This is a genomic window from Streptomyces sp. E-08, from assembly GCF_049913095.1.
Classification (GTDB): domain Bacteria; phylum Actinomycetota; class Actinomycetes; order Streptomycetales; family Streptomycetaceae; genus Streptomyces.
The window spans coordinates 6,532,793-6,548,848 of sequence record NZ_CP183971.1; the positions used below are offsets into that span (position 1 = coordinate 6,532,793).

A 16,056-nucleotide genomic window follows, 5' to 3' on the forward strand; every position below is an offset into this window, starting at 1 on the left:
GCGGGCGGGCGGTGGAGGGGTTCATCTCAGCTCACCTTCGGAGTGGCACGGCCGGCGTGGTGGACGAAGCGCGAGCCGTCGGGCAGGGTGAAGAAGGCGACCGGCATCCAGCTGCCGCCTTCGGGGCGCCGGGCCACGAAGATCCCGGGCGCCATCGGGCGCAGGCGCAGCTCGGTCTCGGGCTGCTCGGCGAGAGCGGCCAGGATCCCGGTGAAGCGGTCGCGCAGGAGCAGTCCGCCGTCCTGTTCGACGACCTCGATCCGGGTGGAGCTGCGTTCGTACACGCCCGTCACGTCGGCCGGGTCCGTGCCGAGCTGGTCCTCGGCCGGGAGCAGGGGGGCCGGCATGGACACGCCTGCGAGTTCCTGGGCGATCTCCCGGAACAGCTCCGTGTACAGGGCGCCGGTGTTGCCGCCGTTCGCGAACAGGCAGATCGCGAGATCGGCCTCGGGCAGCACGCGCAGGTACGCGCTCTGACCGATGGTGCTGCCGTCGTGCCCGTACATCGCCAGTCCGTCCCACTCGTCGAGGGCCCAGCCGAGGCCCCAGGCACGGCCGACCGGGTAGGGGCCGGGGAGCTCGACCTGCGGGGTCTGCATGGCCCGCACGGAATCGGGGCTCAGCAGCCGGGTGCCGCTTCCCGCGGAGCCCCCGTCCAGATGGAGGCGGACGAAGGCCAGGACGTCGGCGGGGGTGGAGCAGATCAGACCGGTCGGGCCGCTGGAGCGCGCCATCGCCCACTCCGCGACCACCTGGGGCGGGTCGCCGTAGTGCCCCGTCGCGGCACGGTGGCGCAGGACGTCGTCGGGCAGGGTCGCGGTGTGGGTGAGGCCGAGCGGCCGGAAGAGCCGGTCTCGCATCAGCGCGTCCCAGGGGACTCCGGTGACCCGTTCCATCACCCGGCCGATCAGCGTGTATCCGGCGTTGCAGTACGACATGGTGGCGCCGAGCGGATGGCACGCCGGCTGGTCGGCGAGCAGTTCCGCGTACCGCTCCAGACAGTCGTCGCCCCGTCCGGCGTCCGGGAAGAAGTCGCCGTCGATGCCGCTGGTGTGGGACAGCAGATGACGCAGCGTCACGTGCCGGGTCAGGTGCTCGTCGGCGAGGCGGAGCTCGGGCATGACGTCGATGAGGGGGCCGTCCAGGGTCAGGGCCCCCTCGTCCACGAGACCCATCGCCGCCGTGGCGGTCCACACCTTGGTGACGGAACCGATCTGCCACAGCGTGTCGGTGGTCGCCTCGATCCGGGCGCCGGCGTTGGCGAGGCCGGTGGCGGCCTCGGTCTGCTGCCCCTGGAACCAGATGCCCAGACCTGCTCCGGGCACCGCATGGCGGGCGGCGAGTTCGGCCAGACGTGCGGACCAGTGGGCGGTGTCGAGGGGAACGGTCGGTTTCGCGGTCACGAGGGACTCCTGAGGTGCGCGCGGGTCGTGTGGGTGGCGCGGACGGGGTGGGTGGCGCGGAGGGTGGGTGCCGGTCGCGGGCCTTCGTGCCCGGTGGGGTGGTGGGCCGCGACCGGCGGTGCGGGCGCCCGGCCGGGTGGGGCGGGGTGCCGTACGGGGTGGAGCCGGTGACCCTCGTGGGGGCGGCTCCGGGCTCGGCGGGGTCGAGGTCGGTGCGACGCGACGCGCCGAGCGTCGGAGGGCCGGGCGCCGGTGGGGCCGGAGGTCAGCGGGACCCGACGGGTTCGGGGTTCGAGGCGGCGTGCGGGACCGGGCCGCCGAAGGGGCGGAGGGTGTGCCCGGTGACCCAGTCGACGACACGGCGGGAGTAGTCGGCGCGCTGCGACGGCCGGCCGTTCAGGACGAAGAGGTGCGAGCCCTCGGGGTAGAGGACCATCCGGACGGGCACCCCGCGGGTGCGCAGCGCGTGGAACCACTGCTCGGCCTGGCCCGCGGGGCAGACGTCGTCGGCCAGGCCGTGGAGGATCAGCGTGGGGGCCCGCACGCCGTCCACGTGGGTGAGCGGGGAGAGCTCCCGCCGCCGGTCGGGATCCGCGATCTCCTCGTGCGCGATCTCCAGGCCCTCGACGGATGTGGCGACCAGCGACGGCAGGTCGGCGATCAGACCGCCCGGCACGACCGCGGCGAAGCGGTCGCTGCGGGCGGAGAGCCAGCAGCTGAGGTAGCCGCCGTAGCTGTAGCCGGTGAGAGCGATCCGTTCCGGATCGACGAGGCCTTCGGCCACCAGCGTCGCCACCGGCTCCAGCACGTCCCGCTCGTCGCCCTCGCCCCAGGCGCCGACGGCGGCGGTGAGGAAGTCCTCGCCGTACCCGTCGCTGCCGCGGATGTTGAGGGCGAGGATCGTCCAGCCGCGACCGGCCAGCTCCTGGTGGTAGAGGTGGACGGGGTCGGCGTGCGGGGCCCAGCAGTTGTGCGGTCCGCCGTGGAGATCGACGAGCAGCGGCCCGCCGGCGGGTGCCCGGGGGTCGCGCGTGACCAGACCGTGCACCCGCGTGCCGTCCGAGATCACGAACTCGCGTTCGGTGACGGGCGCGAGCGTCACATCGGGGAGCGTCTCGGCCATGTGCGCGGTCAGCCGGGTCAGTTCGCCGGTCTCCAGGTCGAGCAGCTCGATCTCGCCGTACGAGGCGCCGTCCGCCACGGCGAGCGCGGCCTTCCCCGCCGCGACGGAGCAGCCCGACACCCCGCTGCCCGCGGGAAGCGGAAGTTCCACCGCCGGGGCGCTCGCGCGGCCGGGTCCGTCGTCCAGGAGAAGCCGGTACGGCCGGGTTGCGCCGCGGTCCCGGGCGCAGAAGACGACGCTCTCGCCCTTCGGGCCGTCGAACTGGGGGAGGGCACCCGGATAGCCCGAGCCGCCGGGCATGACGTTGCGGTCCAGTCCGACCGCGAGCGCCGTGGGCGCCGAACCGTCCAGCGGCTGGAGCCGCAGCGAGTCGTGGCCGGCCCCGTGGCCGCTGCGGCCGGTCAGCAGCAGAGCCTCGCCGTCCGGGTGCCAGGCGACCGCGCGGACCGGCCCGGCGACGGGCCCGACAGGGGTCGGCAGGGCCGTCGGGCCGAGGACGTCGACGACATGGGCGGCGACGGCCCCCGTGAGGTCGTAGTCCCTGCCGACGGCTGCCGGAAAGGCCAGTCGGGTGCCGTCCGGCGACCAGGCGGGCGTACCCGTGACGTGGAAGTCGCCGAGGGTCAGCTGAGTGACCCGGCCCGAGGCGGTCTCCAGCACGAACAGCTGGGTGCGGCCGGTGCCGCGCATGCCCCGCCCGTCCACCTTGCCGAGGCGGTCGACGACGACGGGTTCGTCCGGGGCGTGGCGGCGCACCTCGGCGGTGACGGCGATCCGCGAGCCGTCCGGGCTCCACACGGGTGTCGCCGCGCCGTGGTCGAGATCCGTCAGCCGGCGGACCCCGCCGTCGTCGCCACGGAGCAGATGGAGCCGCCCGCCGCGCAGGAACGCCAGCGTCGTGCCGTCCGGGGACCAGCTCGGGGTGTGGTCGTCCGGCCCGGAAGTGAGCCGGTGAGGGGCGGGACCCGCCCCGCCGTCGGTGGCGGCGAGCCACAGCGAACGCACCGGCCGGTCGAGCCCGGCGTCCTGGGTCGTCAGGGTGTACGCGACGCGGCCGCCGTCCGGCGCCAGGGCGGGCTGGTCGGGGATCGCGAACCGGTACAGGTCGTCGATGCGCAGGGGCCTGGTCGTGGTCACGGGGTCTCCTCCAGTGTGGGGACGCAGGACAGCAGGGACGCGGTCACCGCGTGGCCGGGGGCGTGCAGGACCCGGTCGGCGGGCCCGTGCTCGACGAGCCGGCCGCGGTCCATCACGGCCACCTGGTCGGCCAGGTAGCGGACGACCGCGAGGTCGTGGGAGATGAAGAGCAGGGAGAAGCGGAGTTCCCGCTGGAGACGGCGCAGCAGGTTGAGCACGGCCCCCTGGACGGAGACGTCGAGCGCCGAGGTGATCTCGTCGGCGATCAGGACGCCGGGCCGGGCCGCCAGCGCCCGGGCCAGCGCGACACGCTGCCGCTGGCCGCCGGAGAGCTCTCCGGGGGTGAGGGGCGCCCGGCCGGGATCCAGCCCGACGAGTTCCAGATAGTGCGCCGCTTCCTCCGCCCGGGCTCGCGCGGACGCACCGGGCCGGAGCGACCACCCCGAGGGCGGCAGCGCTTCCGCGACGGCCTCGCCGACGGGCATCCTCGGGTCGAGTGAGGCGTACGGGCTCTGGAAGACGAGCTGCACCGGGCCACGGCCGGGCCGGCGGGCCACGGGCGTGCCGTCCACCAGGATCCGGCCGCCCGTGACGGGGGCCAGTCCCACCGCGGCGCGGCCGAGCGAGGACTTTCCGCACCCCGAGCCGCCGACCAGGCCGGTGACCCCGCCGTCGGGGACCAGGAGGTCGACGCCGTCGACGGCGGTGAAGCGGCCGTAGCGGATCCGCAGCTGCCGGAGTTCGAGGGAACTCATGCGGTGGCCTCCTCGGTCGTGGACGCGTCCCGGTCCGTCGGGAGCGCGTTCCTCGGGCCCGGCGCGGCCGGGGCCGACGGGTGCCAGCAGGCGACACGGGCGGCCGTCCCGTGCGGGACGAGCTCGGGGACGTCGCTGCGGCAGCGGTCGTCGGCGAGTGCGCAGCGGGCGGCGAAGGGACAGCCCGGGTGTGTGTCGTCGGGTTCCGGAGGCCGGCCCGGGATCGTGGCCAGTTCACGGTCCCGGTCGGTGGTCAGGGTCGGGACGGCCCCGATCAGGGCGCGGGTGTACGGATGCGCGGCCCGCCCGGCCAGGTCCGCGACCGGCAGGTCCTCGACGATCCGGCCGGCGTACATCACCAGCACCCGCTCGCAGACCCCGGCCACGATCGCCAGGTCGTGGGAGATCAGGAGCAGTGCCGCCCCGGACTCGCGGCGGACCTCGCTCAGCAGGTCGAGCACCTGACGCTGGACCGTCACGTCCAGCGCGGTGGTGGGCTCGTCCGCGATGATCAGCCGTGGCGTGCCCATCAGCCCCATGCCGATCACGGCCCGCTGGCGCATGCCGCCGGAGTAGGCGTGCGGTCGCTGCCGCGCCCGGTGCGCCGCGTCGGGGATCCGGACCGCGCGCAGCCGGTCGACGGCGCGGGCCCAGGCCGCGGAGCGGGCGGTCCTCTCGTGGACCTCGATGACCTCAGACAGCTGCCGACCGACGCTGAGGGCCGGGTTGAGCGAGGCCATCGGATCCTGGAAGACCATGGCCAAGGCCGTACCGCGGGGCTGTTCGGTGAGCAGGTCCCGGTCCTCGAAGCGGAGCGTGCCGGCCTCCACCAGGCCGGGGGACGGCACCAGACCGGCCACGGCTTGTGCGGTCAGGCTCTTGCCCGAGCCGGACTCGCCGACCAGACCGATCGCCTCGCCCTTCTCGATGCTCAGGGAGACGCCGCGCACCGGCTGTCGTCCGCCGGGGAAGGTGACCCGCAGGTCGTGCACCTGGAGCAGGGCGCCGTCGGGGCGGGCCGGCCGCGGCGCGGGACCCGGCGCCGCCGCGACCCCGCCCGCAGCGGGCCGGGCCGGCCGGCCGGCCTGGGCGAGCACCTCGCCGACCAGCGCGAAGACCACTCCGGTGAGGATCACGGCCGCGCCCGGAGCGAGCGCCGCGACCGGGTTGAGGTAGAGCCGGTCCAGCTGGTCGTCGAGCAGGCGTCCCCAGTCGTACGCCGGCGCCTGTACCCCCAGGCCCAGGAAGGACAGCCCCGAGAAGGCGACCAGGGCGCCCGCGGCGGCCTGGGCGGCGAAGAGCAGGCAGGGTTCCGCGATGTTCGGCAGCAGGTGACGGGTGATCATGCGCAGCCGGCCGACTCCGAGGATCCGGGCGGCGGCGACGTACTCCGACCCGGCGACCGAAGCGGTCAGGTTCTGCACCAGCCGTGCCCCGGGCGGGACCATGGCCAGCCCGACGGCCAGGACCGCGCCCGAGGCCCCGACGCCGAACACGGTGGCGAGGAAGAGGACGAAGAGCAGGCCGGGGAAGCTGATCAGGACACCCACCGCCGCGGTGACCGCACGCCCCGCCCGGCGGCCGAGCACGGCGGGCGCGACGCCGAGGAGCAGGCTGCCGAGCACGCCGATCGCGGTCGCGGCCAGCGTGAGGCCGAGCGTGAGCCGGGTCGCCACCACGACCCGGGCGGCGATGTCCCGGCCGAGGTTGTCGGTGCCGAGCAGATGGGCCGCACCGGGCCCCTGGAGGATGGCACCGGTGTCCACCCGCTCGGCGGTGGGGCCCAGGACGACCGGACCGAGGAGGGCGACCAGCGCGAGCGCCAGGACGCCGGCCAGGGCGGTCAGTCCGACGGGGGTGCGCAGGGCGTGCCGGAGTCCGCAGGCGTACGACATCGTCAGCTCCCTCGGACGGTGGATCGGGGATCCGCGACGGCCACGGCCACGTCGACCACGAAGGTGATCAGCAGCGCGGCCGTCCCGTAGACCAGGACCACGGCCTGCACCATCGGATAGTCCTTCTCGGTGATCGCCTGGACGATCGTGGTCCCGAGGCCGGGCCACGCGAAGACGTTCTCGACGAGGACCGTGCCGGTCAGCAGCGTCATCAGCGTCAGGCCGCCGACGGTCAGCGAGGAGGCCAGCAGATTGGGCAGGGCGTGCCTCAGATAGCGCAGCCGGGCGGGCAGCCGCTTGGCGGCCGCGGTGCGCATGTACTCCTCGCCCAGGACCCGCAGCGTCTCCACCCGGACGATCCGGGCGAGCGCGGCGGCGGGGACGACGGACAGCGCGACGACGGGCAGGACATAGGAGTCGGGACCGCCGCGGGAGGCCACGGGAAAGAGGGGGAAGGTGACCGCGAAGCAGGCCACCAGAGCGACGGCGAGCAGGAACTCGGGCACCGCGGCGAGGGCGCCGGTCACCGAGCCGAAGGCCAGCTCTCCGCGGCGACGGCGTCCGTCACGGGTGAGGACGGCGGCCCACATGCCGCCGGGGACGGCGGTCAGGAGCACCACGAGGAAGGCCGGCAGGGCGATGGACAGGGTGGCCGGCAGCCGGGCGGCGATGACGTCGGAGACCGGGAGCCCGGCACCGATCGACTCCCCGAGCCGGCCCTGGAACAGCTCGGCGAGGTAGTGGCCGAACTGCTGCGGCACCGGGCGGTCCAGGCCGAGCGCCTGTCTGCGGGCCTCGACCAGCGCGGGGTCGGCAGTGGGGCCGAGCGCCGTACGGACGGGATCGCCCGGTATCAGGTGGATCATGGCGAAGGAGGCGGTGACGAGGGCCGCGAGCGAGGCGACGAGCCGTCCCGCACGGCGCAGCGTGAACGCGGTCCACGGTCCCGGCGCGGTGCGGCGAGGCGAGGCGGCCGGGTTCGGCTCCGCGCCGCCCGGGGCCGTTCCGGCGGTGGCCGGCACGATCTCGGCGGCGGTTCGGGTGTCCACGGGGTCGTGGACCACAGGGGTCTTCCGCATGTCGTCACCCCCTGCGCAGACTGCCGGGGACGATGCCGCCGCCGTCGACCTCGAAACGGATGCCCTTGCCGAACGTCCGGACCGTGCCGTCGGCGAACGGGGTGACGTCGGTGCGCCGGATCAGCTCGGCGTCGGCCCGGTCCCACAGCGGGCAGCCGGCCCGGCCGGGGAGGGCGGCGGCCTCGGCGGCCAGCCGTCGGTAGTCCGGGTTGTCCACGGAGCCGAGGTTGCTGCCGGCCGGCGGAGGAGGACCGTCGAAGAAGCGGGTCAGCTGATCGGGCAGCGGCACGCTGATCGGGCTCCAGGCCACGTCCCAGTCGCCGAGCGAGAGCGCGGCGATCAGGCCGGAGCCGTCGATCGGCTTGGCGGTGGCCTTCACCCCGAAGGCGTTCCACTCCTTGACGGTCAGTTCGACCGCCGCCGTGACCTGCGGCCCGGCGATGACGGGATGCACCAGGGTGACGGAGAGCGTCCGGCCGTCCTTCTCCCAGACGCCGCCGTTCTTCCTCCAGCCGGCACCGGTCAGCGCGGCCTCGGCCTTCGCCGGGTCGTGCGGCGGCACGTTCCCGGTCACGGTGTCGCCGGTGCAGGGGGTCGGAGGGGTCTCCCCGAGGTTGGTGGCGGGCGTTCCGGCGCCGCCGGTGGAGACGGAGCCGAGCCGCCGCAGGTCGAGGGCGCCGACCAGGGCCCGCCGGACGGCCTGCGCGGCGGTGGGCCGGGCCGGGGACTCGTTGAACAGGAACTGGCCGATCGGCGTCCTGGTGCCCTTCCACGGAACGCCCGCCGCGATCAGGCGCTCCGCGTCCGGCCCGCTGACCTGACCCGCGTCGATCTGCCCGCCGAGCAGCAGGTTGGCCGTCGTCGACTCGTCGGCGACGACCTTGAAGACCAGCTTCCCCGGCCCGGCGGCGTCCGCGGACGCCGGGCCGGTCCCGGCCGGATCCGTCCGGCGCACGTAGGTGTAGTGGTCCCCGGGGACGGCTTCCGCGAGCCGGTAGGCGCCCGTGGCGGCGGTCGCCCGGGCGAGCCGGGACGGATCGGTGAGGCTCTTGCGGCACACCAGGGGCAGCATGCGGGCCATCTCCACGAGGAACGGGGCGGAGCCCGAGGTGGTGACGGTGACCGTCCGGGTCGACTCGTCCGCCGTGGCCGTCGCCCGCGCGTTGGCGGGCACCGCGAGTCCGAGCAGCGGTGACCGGTTCGCGGGGTCGGCGACGTGGTTGTAGCCGGCGGCGACATCGGTGGCCGTGAGCGGGCTGCCGTCCTCACAGGTCAGCCCGGGGCGCAGGACGAAGCGTGCGCGGCCGTCGCGGACCGACCAGCTCTCGGCCGCCCCGGCGGTCGTCGACCCGTCGGCGGCGACGCGTACCAGGGTCGTGTAGGCGAACCTGTTCATCATCAGCGCCGTGCTGTCGATGGTGCCGAGGGGAGTGAGGGTGCCCGGATCGGAGTGGATGGCGAGGGTGACCGTCCACGCCCCGTCGGCGGAGGCCCCGCCGCCGCAGGCGGTGGACATCAGCGCTGTCGCCGTGACCACGGCGAGCGCACAGGCCGCCCGCTCGCGTCGTCCGGCGGCCCTCCTCGGTGAGGTCATGGTGTGTCTCCTTACTGATGACGGACCTGGAGCCCGTCGGCCTGGCGGGGCGGGGCGGGGCGATGGAGCCGGCGCGGTGGCCGGCCCGGGCGGCCACCGGCGCGAGGGCCGGTGGGCCGGGTGCGGTGCGGACGTTCAGGCGCGGGGGATGGCACGCGTCCCGTGCAGGTACGCGGCCCGGTCGCCGTCCCCGAGGAAGGTGACGGTCGGGAACTCGCCGTTCGCCCGTGACGCGCTGATGAGCGTGCGCGCGTCGAGCGGGACCATCGTCAGGTCGCTCAGGGGATCGGTGCCGTGCAGTTCCGCGCTCGGGCCGAGCGGCCACAGGACGACCCGGAGGCCGTCCTCGGTCTCGGTCACCTCGGCCCGCTGGGTGACCGACTCGTACCGTCCGGCGAAGTACCGCGGGTCGACCGCGGGAGGTTCGGCCGGCGGGGTGGGCATCGGGGGGACGGTGACCCCGGCGAGTTCGGCGAGGAGTTCCGTGACCAGTCCGTGCAGGCCGAAGAACTCGCCGCCGTTGATGAGGATCACCACCGCCACGTTCTTGCCCGGGACGGCGCGGAGCAGGGCGGTCTGGCCCATGGTGCCGCCGTCGTGGCCGATGACCGGACCGCCCTCCCAGTCGAAGATCTCCCACCCGAGGCTCCAGTGATCGCCCAGCCGTCCCGAGCCGGGGACCACGACCTCGGGGCGACGCATGGCGGCGGCGGACGCCTCGCTCAACAGGCGGGTGCCGTCGGGGGCCAGGCCGTCGGCGAGGTGGAACCGCGCGAAGCGCAGCTGGTCACGGGCGGTCAGCGTCAGGGTGGCGCCGGCCGGGGCGTTGGAGCGCGGCATCTCCCAGAACGGTGCCTTCACCGGCTCGCCGTCAGGTCCGGTGACGTGGCCCATGGCGACCCGGTGCCGGATCGCCCGGCCCGGTGAGGTGACGGCGTGGGTCATCCCGAGGGGCGCGGCGATCCGCTCGTGCAGGGCCGCCTCCCACGTCAGGCCCGTGAGCACCTCGATGATCCGTCCGAGGACGACGTAGCCGCTGTTGCAGTACGAGAACATCTCGCCGGCCGGGAAGAGCTGTCGGGCGGGGGTGGGCAGCGCCGCCACGAAACGCTCGACGGCGTCGTCGCCGGGGCCGTGGTCGGAGAAGATGTCGCCCTCGAACCCTCCGGTGTGACAGAGGAGTTGACGTACCGTCACGGAAGTGGAGGTGTGGGCGTCGGCGACTCGGAAGCCGGGCAGGAGGTCGGCGACCGGGGAGTCCAGCGTGAGCAGTCCCTCGTCGGCCAGCTGCATGATCAGGGTGGCCGTCCACACCTTGGTGATCGATCCGGTCTGGAAGACCGAGTCGGTGGTCACCGGGTAGCCGAAGTCCCGGTCGAGCACGCCGTAGGCAGCTTCGGTGACCTCGTCGCCGTGCAGGACGGCGATGCTCGCCCCCGGGATGCCGTGTCGCTCGGCCACCTCGGCGAGCCGTTCGCGCAGATCCTCGGATTTCATGGGATTGCCTCCGATGGAGAGAGAGCCGCTCGTGGTCGAGCGGCGGGGAACGGGAGGTCGCGGGCGGGAATCGCCGTCGGGTCCCGCCGTGCCCCGTGAGCCGTTCGGGGCGATGGGTGAACGGTAGGAAGCGGGCACCCGGCCTGTGATCGTCGTGGAGCACGAAGGAACGGAGTGCGCGTGGTGCGCCCGTCCGAAGACGGGCGCACCCGGGACGCGCGGCCTCCTACTCGATCCGGGGCGAGCCGCGACGGCGTGGTGGTGTCCCCGTCCGAAGACGGGCGCACCCGGGACGCACGGCCTCCTACTCGATCCGGGGCGAGCCGCGACGGCGTACCAGCCGCCGTGCCGGCAGCATGACCGCCGACATGCCCGCCAGACAGACCACGCCCAGGATGGCGACGCACACGGCGGCGGAGACGGACAGCGCGGGCAGCCCCGTCACCGCGAGGGCGAAGGTCAGCAGGGTCAGGGCCGCCACCAGCGCGCCGACGATCGTGCCCGTCCCGAGGACCAGCAGCGTCTCCAGCCGCAGCATGGACAGGACCTGGCGGCGCGTCGCCCCGATCAGACGGAGCAGGGCCAGCTCGCGCCGGCGGGACGCGGTGGCGACGGCCAGCGTGGTCACCACGCCGATCAGGGTGAACAGGGCGATGGCCGCGACCGCCATCAGACCCGGAAGGCCCTGGCTGCGCGCCTGCTCGGTCAGCGCCGCACCGTACGCGGACGCGGAGGTGGCGTGTACCCCGGGGAGGCGCCCGGCCACCGGCCGGAGGTCGGCGTCCCCGCTCACCAGCAGGTAGTCGTCATGACCCCCGTCGGTGACGTGCGCGGCGACCAGGTCGTGCGGCAGCAGGACGTCACCGAAGCCCATCCCGCGGTCGTAGACGGCGACGACCCGGGGGTGGATCAGAGTGCCGTCGCCGAGCCAGAAGGACATGGTCTCGCCGACGTCGTCGCTGTCGCCGACGTTCGAGCTGACCGCGACGGTGTCGTCGCCGCGCAGTGCGGCCAGCGAACCCGAGGTGACACCCGGATCCAGGTTCGACAGGGCGCCCTTGAGGCCCTGCGCGGGCAGCGACTGGAGCTGGTCGCCGACCGATTTCACGACGGTGGTGCGCTTGACTGCCGTCACCGCGTCCGCCCCGGGCGTCCTGCGTACGTCCTCGTACGCCGCGCTCGGCACGCCCGGACCGTCCGCGACGAGCACGTGGTCCGCGAGCAGGCCGGCCGCCGACTGGGTACGGGTGGCGTTGACGGCCGTGGTCTGGACGAAGAGCTGACCGGCCCCGAAGGAGAGCGCCAGCGCGATCGGTGTGATCACCGACGCCAGCCGGACGGCGGCGACGGAGGCCGTCTCCGCGGCGAGCCGGCCCGGCACCGGGAAGAGCAGCCGCAGCGGAGGGCTCAGGACGCGGATACCGGCCCGCGCGATCCAGGGACCCAGGAGCGCGGCGGCCCAGATCAGCGTGAGCGCCAGTCCGCCCATGGCCGCCCTGGCGATCTGCCCGCCGAAGGCGAGCGCCGTGGAGGCCGCGCCCAGCCCGACGGCCAGGAAGAAGAGCCCGGTGACCATCCGCCAGCGCGGCAGCCGCGCCGGCTCCGTCGCCGCCTCGCCCAGGGCCTCGACCGGCCGGACGCGGGAGACGCGCCTGGCCGCGAGCCAGGCGGAGCCGACCGCGGTGAGCACGGTGAGCAGCACGGTGCCGGCGACGGGCAGCGGACCCAGTACGAGCGCCAGCTCCCGCGGGAGGACACCGTGATCGGCCATGAAGCGGTGCAGGACCGCGCCGAGCCCGAGCGATCCCAGGCCGCCGAGGAGTGCGGCGGGCACGGCGACCTTCAGGGTGCCGCGGACGATCAGCCGCCGCACCTGCCGCGGGGTGGCGCCGATGGCGCGCATCACCGCGAGTTCGCGAGTCCGGTCCCGTACGGAGATGTCCAGCAGTCCGGTCAGGATCAGCAGCACGACCAGCAGGGCGATGCCGCCGATGGACGCGCTCACCCCGATCAGGTCGAGCCGCGCCGCCGCCACCCCCGGGTTCTCGACGTCTCCGCGTGCGGCACCGGTCGCGACCAGCAGGCCCGGGGCCGCAGCGCCGAGCTCCTCGGGGGACGTGCTCCCTTTGCCGAGGACCACCAGTGCGTCGGCGCGTCCGGGATGGCCGCCGAGCGTCCGCGCCGTCCTGTCGTCGAACCACACGCTCGCGCGGACGGCGCCGTCCGCGCCCGAACCACCCGACACCAGGCCGCTGACCCGGTACGGCTCCGGTGCCCGGCCGCCCGCCTGAAGACGGACGGTGTCCCCGACCGCCCGGCCGCTCCCCGCTGCCATCGCCACCTCGTGCGGTGCCCGCGGGGCACGCCCCGACCGCAGTTCGACCGGGTCGAGCGCGGTCGACTCCCATCCGTGACCGGTGAGTTCGGTGCCGTCGGCGGCGACGACGGGGACGGACACGTCCGCGACGACCCGTATGACCCCCGGCACCTCCTCCAGCCGTTCGACCGGGGCGATCGGCACACGTGCCCGTTCCAGCAGCGGTCTGACCTCCGTGCGCTCGGACTCACCGGAGTCCACGGTCATCTCGACCCGCTGGCTCGCGGCGACGACGGCCACGGCCGGGGCATAACGGTCGACCGCCCCGTGCGCCCGCAGCGCCGATTCGAGAAGGACGCCGAACGCACCCGTCAGCGCGGCGGCGAAGAGCAGCGCCGCCGCCACGCCCGCGGCGATCCCGCGCCTCACAGCGAGTCCCAGCGGGCCAGGATGGCGTCCGCGGACGGAGCGGTCAGTTCGTCGACGATCCGCCCCCCTCCGAGAAAGACGACGCTGTCGGCCCACGCGGCCGCCGCCGGATCGTGGGTGACGAGGACGACGGTCCGTCCCATCTCGTCGACCGCCTCCCGCAGCAGCTTCAGGACGTGCCCGGCCGACCTGGGGTCGAGAGCGGCCGTCGGCTCGTCGGCGAAGACGATCTCGGGGCGCGTCACCAGTGCCCGGGCGACCGCCACGCGCTGCTGCTGGCCACCGGACAGCCGCGAGGGGAGGTGCCCGAGCCGGCCCGCCATACCGACCCGGTGGACGACCTCCGTCAGCCACTGCCGGTCGGCCTTCCGGCCGCCGAGGGACAGCGGGAGGGTGATGTTCCGCTCGACGCTCATCGACGGCATCAGGTTGTAGCCCTGGAAGACGAAACCGATCCGCTCGCGGCGCAGCCGGGTCAGCTCGGCCTCGCGCAGCCCGCCCATGTCCACGCCGCCCAGCCGGACCGATCCGTTCGTCGGCCGGTCGAGGCCGGACGCGCAGTGCAGGAACGTGCTCTTGCCCGAGCCGGACGGGCCCATGATCGCGGTGAAGCTGCCGGTGCGGAACCCCCAGCTCACCTGCTCCAGCGCGGTCACCCCGCCGTACGACTTGGAAACCTGGTCCAGGGACACGGCGTACGGCGCCTCCCCGCTCGTCGTCATCCGTCGCATGATGTGGCCCTTCGATGCCCTCGGTCGGTCAGGATCAGGCTTCGAAACTAGGCTCGGGACAGGGGAGGCCGGCAGCGGTCGCACCCCCGCACCGCGGGTGTAGCCCGCTCCACCATCGAGGTGGAGCGGGGGAGGTAGGACAGGGAATCCACCGTGACGTACCGTCGTGAACCATGGACCTGAAGGCACGCGCACGCCACAGCCTGCGTTCCACGTGGTATCTCCTCGGCGGCCTCGTGACCGCCCTGCTGTCCCTGGCCGGCTACGTGCTGGTGCCGCTCGTCTGCGTCACGCTGATCGTCGCGCCGGTACTGCCCTGGGCGATCCGCCCCCTGCGGTCCCTCGCCGACGCCGAGCGCCGGCGCGCGGAACGACGCCTCGGCCGTCCGGTGCGACGCCCGTACCCGGCACTCCAGGGCAGCGCCCGCCGGCAGACCCTGCAGCTGCTGCGGTCCCCCGCGACCGGCAAGGACGTGGCGTGGATGCTGGTCCACGGCGTGGTCGGCGTGGTCCTGCCCGTCCTCGTCCTCGGCGTCCTCTTCAGCCTCCTGCTGACCCTCTCGATCCCGATGTGGTGGTGGACCGTCCCCAGCGGCACCCTCACCCTCCTCGCCGCTCCCCTGACGACCTGGCTGCAGGCGATCGTCCTGTCGGCGGTCTGCGTCTGGATCTTCACCCTCCTCTTCCTCTGGCTGGCCCCCGCCGCCGCCCGGCTGGAGACCCGCATCGCGGAGATGCTGCTGGGGAACTGGACCGGTGCCGGACGCCGGATCGAGGAGCTGACCGCCTCCCGGGCCGGGGCGCTCCAGGCCCACGAAGCGGAACTCCGCAGGATCGAGCGGGACCTGCACGACGGCACCCAGGCGCAGCTCGTCGTGGTCGCCATGCGGCTCGGCCTGGCCGACCGCAGGTTCGACAAGGACCCCGCGGGCGCGAGGAAACTCATCCTCGACGCCAGGACGACCGTGGACGAGGCACTCGTGCAGCTGCGTACCGTGATCCGCGGCATCCACCCGCCGATCCTGTCCGACCGCGGGCTGAACGGCGCCATCCGCGCGCTCGCCGCGGGACGTACGATCCCGGTCGCCCTCGACCTGCCCGACCCCGCCCGCCGGCCGCCGGCCGCCGTCGAGGCCGCCGCCTACTTCGTGGTCGCCGAGGCCCTCACCAACATCGCCCGGCACAGCGAAGCGCGGCAGGCGCGGGTGTCCCTCCGGTACGAACGGACCGGGCTGCGCGTCCTCGTCCAGGACGACGGGCGTGGCGGCGCGGTGCCGGGAGCCGGCACGGGAAGCGGACTGGCCGGTGTACGCCAGCGCGTCGCCGCCCTGGACGGTACGACGAGGATCGACAGCCCTGTCGGTTCCGGAACGACGATTGAGGTGGTACTGCCGTGCGGATCGTGATCGCGGAGGACAACGTCCTTCTCCGCGAGGGCCTGATTCTGTTGCTGGAGGACGTCGGTCACGAGATCGTCGCCGTCGTGGGGAGCGGGCCCGAAGTGGTGCCCACGCTGCTCGAACACCGTCCCGACGCGGCCGTGCTCGACGTCCGGCTCCCTCCCGGATTCCGCGACGAGGGCCTCAAGGCGGCCATCGAGGCCCGCAGGCTGATGCCGGGCCTGCCCATCCTCGTCCTGTCCCAGTACGTCGAGGAGAGCTACGCAGCCGAACTGCTGGGCCAGGGCGCCTCCGGCGTCGGCTATCTGCTCAAGGACCGGGTCTCCCGCATCGAGGAGTTCCAGCAGGCCCTGGAGCGGGTCGCCGCCGGGGGCACGGCGCTCGACCCCGACGTGGTCTCCCAGCTCATGACCCGCCGCGACCCCCTGGACGCGCTGTCCCCGCGGGAACGCGAGGTCCTCAGCCTCATGGCCCAGGGCCTCGACAACCCGACGATCGCGACCACCTTGTTCATCACCGAGCGCTCGGTCAGCAAGCACATCGGCAACATCTTCGCCAAGCTGAACCTTCCCCCCAGCGACAGCGGCCACCGCCGGGTCCTGGCCGTCCTCGCCTACCTGAAGGAGTGAGCCCGTCACGGGCCGTGACGGCGGTCGCCGTCCCCACCCCGCGGGTGTAGCGCGCTACACCCGCGGT

Annotated in this window: 11 protein-coding genes; 2 read left to right on the forward strand and 9 right to left on the reverse strand. The window is 74.2% G+C overall.

Features of this window, described 5'->3' with window-relative positions:
* Positions 1-26: 26 nt before the first annotated feature.
* The 9 genes from ACN9MM_RS30050 to ACN9MM_RS30090 form a co-directional block, all read right to left on the reverse strand.
* Positions 27-1,403, reverse strand: a complete 1,377-nt coding sequence (locus ACN9MM_RS30050) for a serine hydrolase domain-containing protein (protein ID WP_426366847.1) — start codon at positions 1,401-1,403, stop codon at positions 27-29.
* 265 nt (positions 1,404-1,668) lie between these two features.
* Complete coding sequence (locus tag ACN9MM_RS30055) at positions 1,669-3,663, reverse strand: S9 family peptidase (protein ID WP_426366848.1); 1,995 nt, start codon at positions 3,661-3,663, stop codon at positions 1,669-1,671.
* On the reverse strand, positions 3,660-4,418 hold the full coding sequence (locus tag ACN9MM_RS30060; RefSeq protein WP_426366849.1) for an ATP-binding cassette domain-containing protein: 759 nt from the start codon (positions 4,416-4,418) through the stop codon (positions 3,660-3,662). The genes ACN9MM_RS30055 and ACN9MM_RS30060 overlap by 4 nt, the downstream gene beginning before the upstream one ends.
* A complete protein-coding gene (locus ACN9MM_RS30065; RefSeq protein WP_426366850.1) occupies positions 4,415-6,313 on the reverse strand; it encodes a dipeptide/oligopeptide/nickel ABC transporter permease/ATP-binding protein in 1,899 nt (632 codons plus the stop codon). Before ACN9MM_RS30065 ends, ACN9MM_RS30060 begins: the two co-directional genes overlap by 4 nt.
* Positions 6,314-6,315: 2 nt before the next feature.
* Complete coding sequence (locus ACN9MM_RS30070; protein ID WP_426366851.1) at positions 6,316-7,392, reverse strand: ABC transporter permease; 1,077 nt, start codon at positions 7,390-7,392, stop codon at positions 6,316-6,318.
* 4 nt (positions 7,393-7,396) lie between these two features.
* Entirely contained in the window at positions 7,397-8,986 is a 1,590-nt protein-coding gene (locus tag ACN9MM_RS30075) for an ABC transporter substrate-binding protein (RefSeq protein ID WP_426366852.1), read from the reverse strand.
* A gap of 135 nt (positions 8,987-9,121) precedes the next feature.
* Positions 9,122-10,483, reverse strand: coding sequence for a serine hydrolase domain-containing protein (locus tag ACN9MM_RS30080; RefSeq protein ID WP_426366853.1), 1,362 nt, complete (start codon positions 10,481-10,483; stop codon positions 9,122-9,124).
* Positions 10,484-10,787: 304 nt separating this feature from the next.
* Positions 10,788-13,229 (reverse strand): FtsX-like permease family protein, encoded by a 2,442-nt coding sequence (locus ACN9MM_RS30085; RefSeq protein WP_426366854.1) that lies wholly within the window; start codon positions 13,227-13,229, stop codon positions 10,788-10,790.
* Complete coding sequence (locus ACN9MM_RS30090) at positions 13,226-13,951, reverse strand: ABC transporter ATP-binding protein (RefSeq protein ID WP_426366855.1); 726 nt, start codon at positions 13,949-13,951, stop codon at positions 13,226-13,228. Before ACN9MM_RS30090 ends, ACN9MM_RS30085 begins: the two co-directional genes overlap by 4 nt.
* Positions 13,952-14,133: 182 nt before the next feature.
* Between ACN9MM_RS30090 and ACN9MM_RS30095 the strand changes: the two genes are divergently transcribed.
* Both ACN9MM_RS30095 and ACN9MM_RS30100 read left to right on the forward strand, forming a co-directional pair.
* Positions 14,134-15,366 (forward strand): sensor histidine kinase, encoded by a 1,233-nt coding sequence (locus tag ACN9MM_RS30095; RefSeq protein ID WP_426366856.1) that lies wholly within the window; start codon positions 14,134-14,136, stop codon positions 15,364-15,366.
* Entirely contained in the window at positions 15,354-15,989 is a 636-nt protein-coding gene (locus ACN9MM_RS30100; protein ID WP_426366857.1) for a LuxR C-terminal-related transcriptional regulator, read from the forward strand. Before ACN9MM_RS30095 ends, ACN9MM_RS30100 begins: the two co-directional genes overlap by 13 nt.
* Positions 15,990-16,056: the final 67 nt, after the last annotated feature.

Excerpts from the sequence above, each read along its gene's own strand:
- ACN9MM_RS30080 (WP_426366853.1), bottom strand. The coding sequence starts at position 10,483 with ATGAAATCCGAGGATCTGCGCGAACGGCTCGCCGAGGTGGCCGAGCGA.
- ACN9MM_RS30095 (WP_426366856.1), top strand. The coding sequence starts at position 14,134 with ATGGACCTGAAGGCACGCGCACGCCACAGCCTGCGTTCCACGTGGTAT.
- ACN9MM_RS30075 (WP_426366852.1), bottom strand. The coding sequence starts at position 8,986 with ATGACCTCACCGAGGAGGGCCGCCGGACGACGCGAGCGGGCGGCCTGT.
- ACN9MM_RS30065 (WP_426366850.1), bottom strand. The coding sequence starts at position 6,313 with ATGTCGTACGCCTGCGGACTCCGGCACGCCCTGCGCACCCCCGTCGGA.
- ACN9MM_RS30070 (WP_426366851.1), bottom strand. The coding sequence starts at position 7,392 with ATGCGGAAGACCCCTGTGGTCCACGACCCCGTGGACACCCGAACCGCC.
- ACN9MM_RS30060 (WP_426366849.1), bottom strand. The coding sequence starts at position 4,418 with ATGAGTTCCCTCGAACTCCGGCAGCTGCGGATCCGCTACGGCCGCTTC.
- ACN9MM_RS30090 (WP_426366855.1), bottom strand. The coding sequence starts at position 13,951 with ATGACGACGAGCGGGGAGGCGCCGTACGCCGTGTCCCTGGACCAGGTT.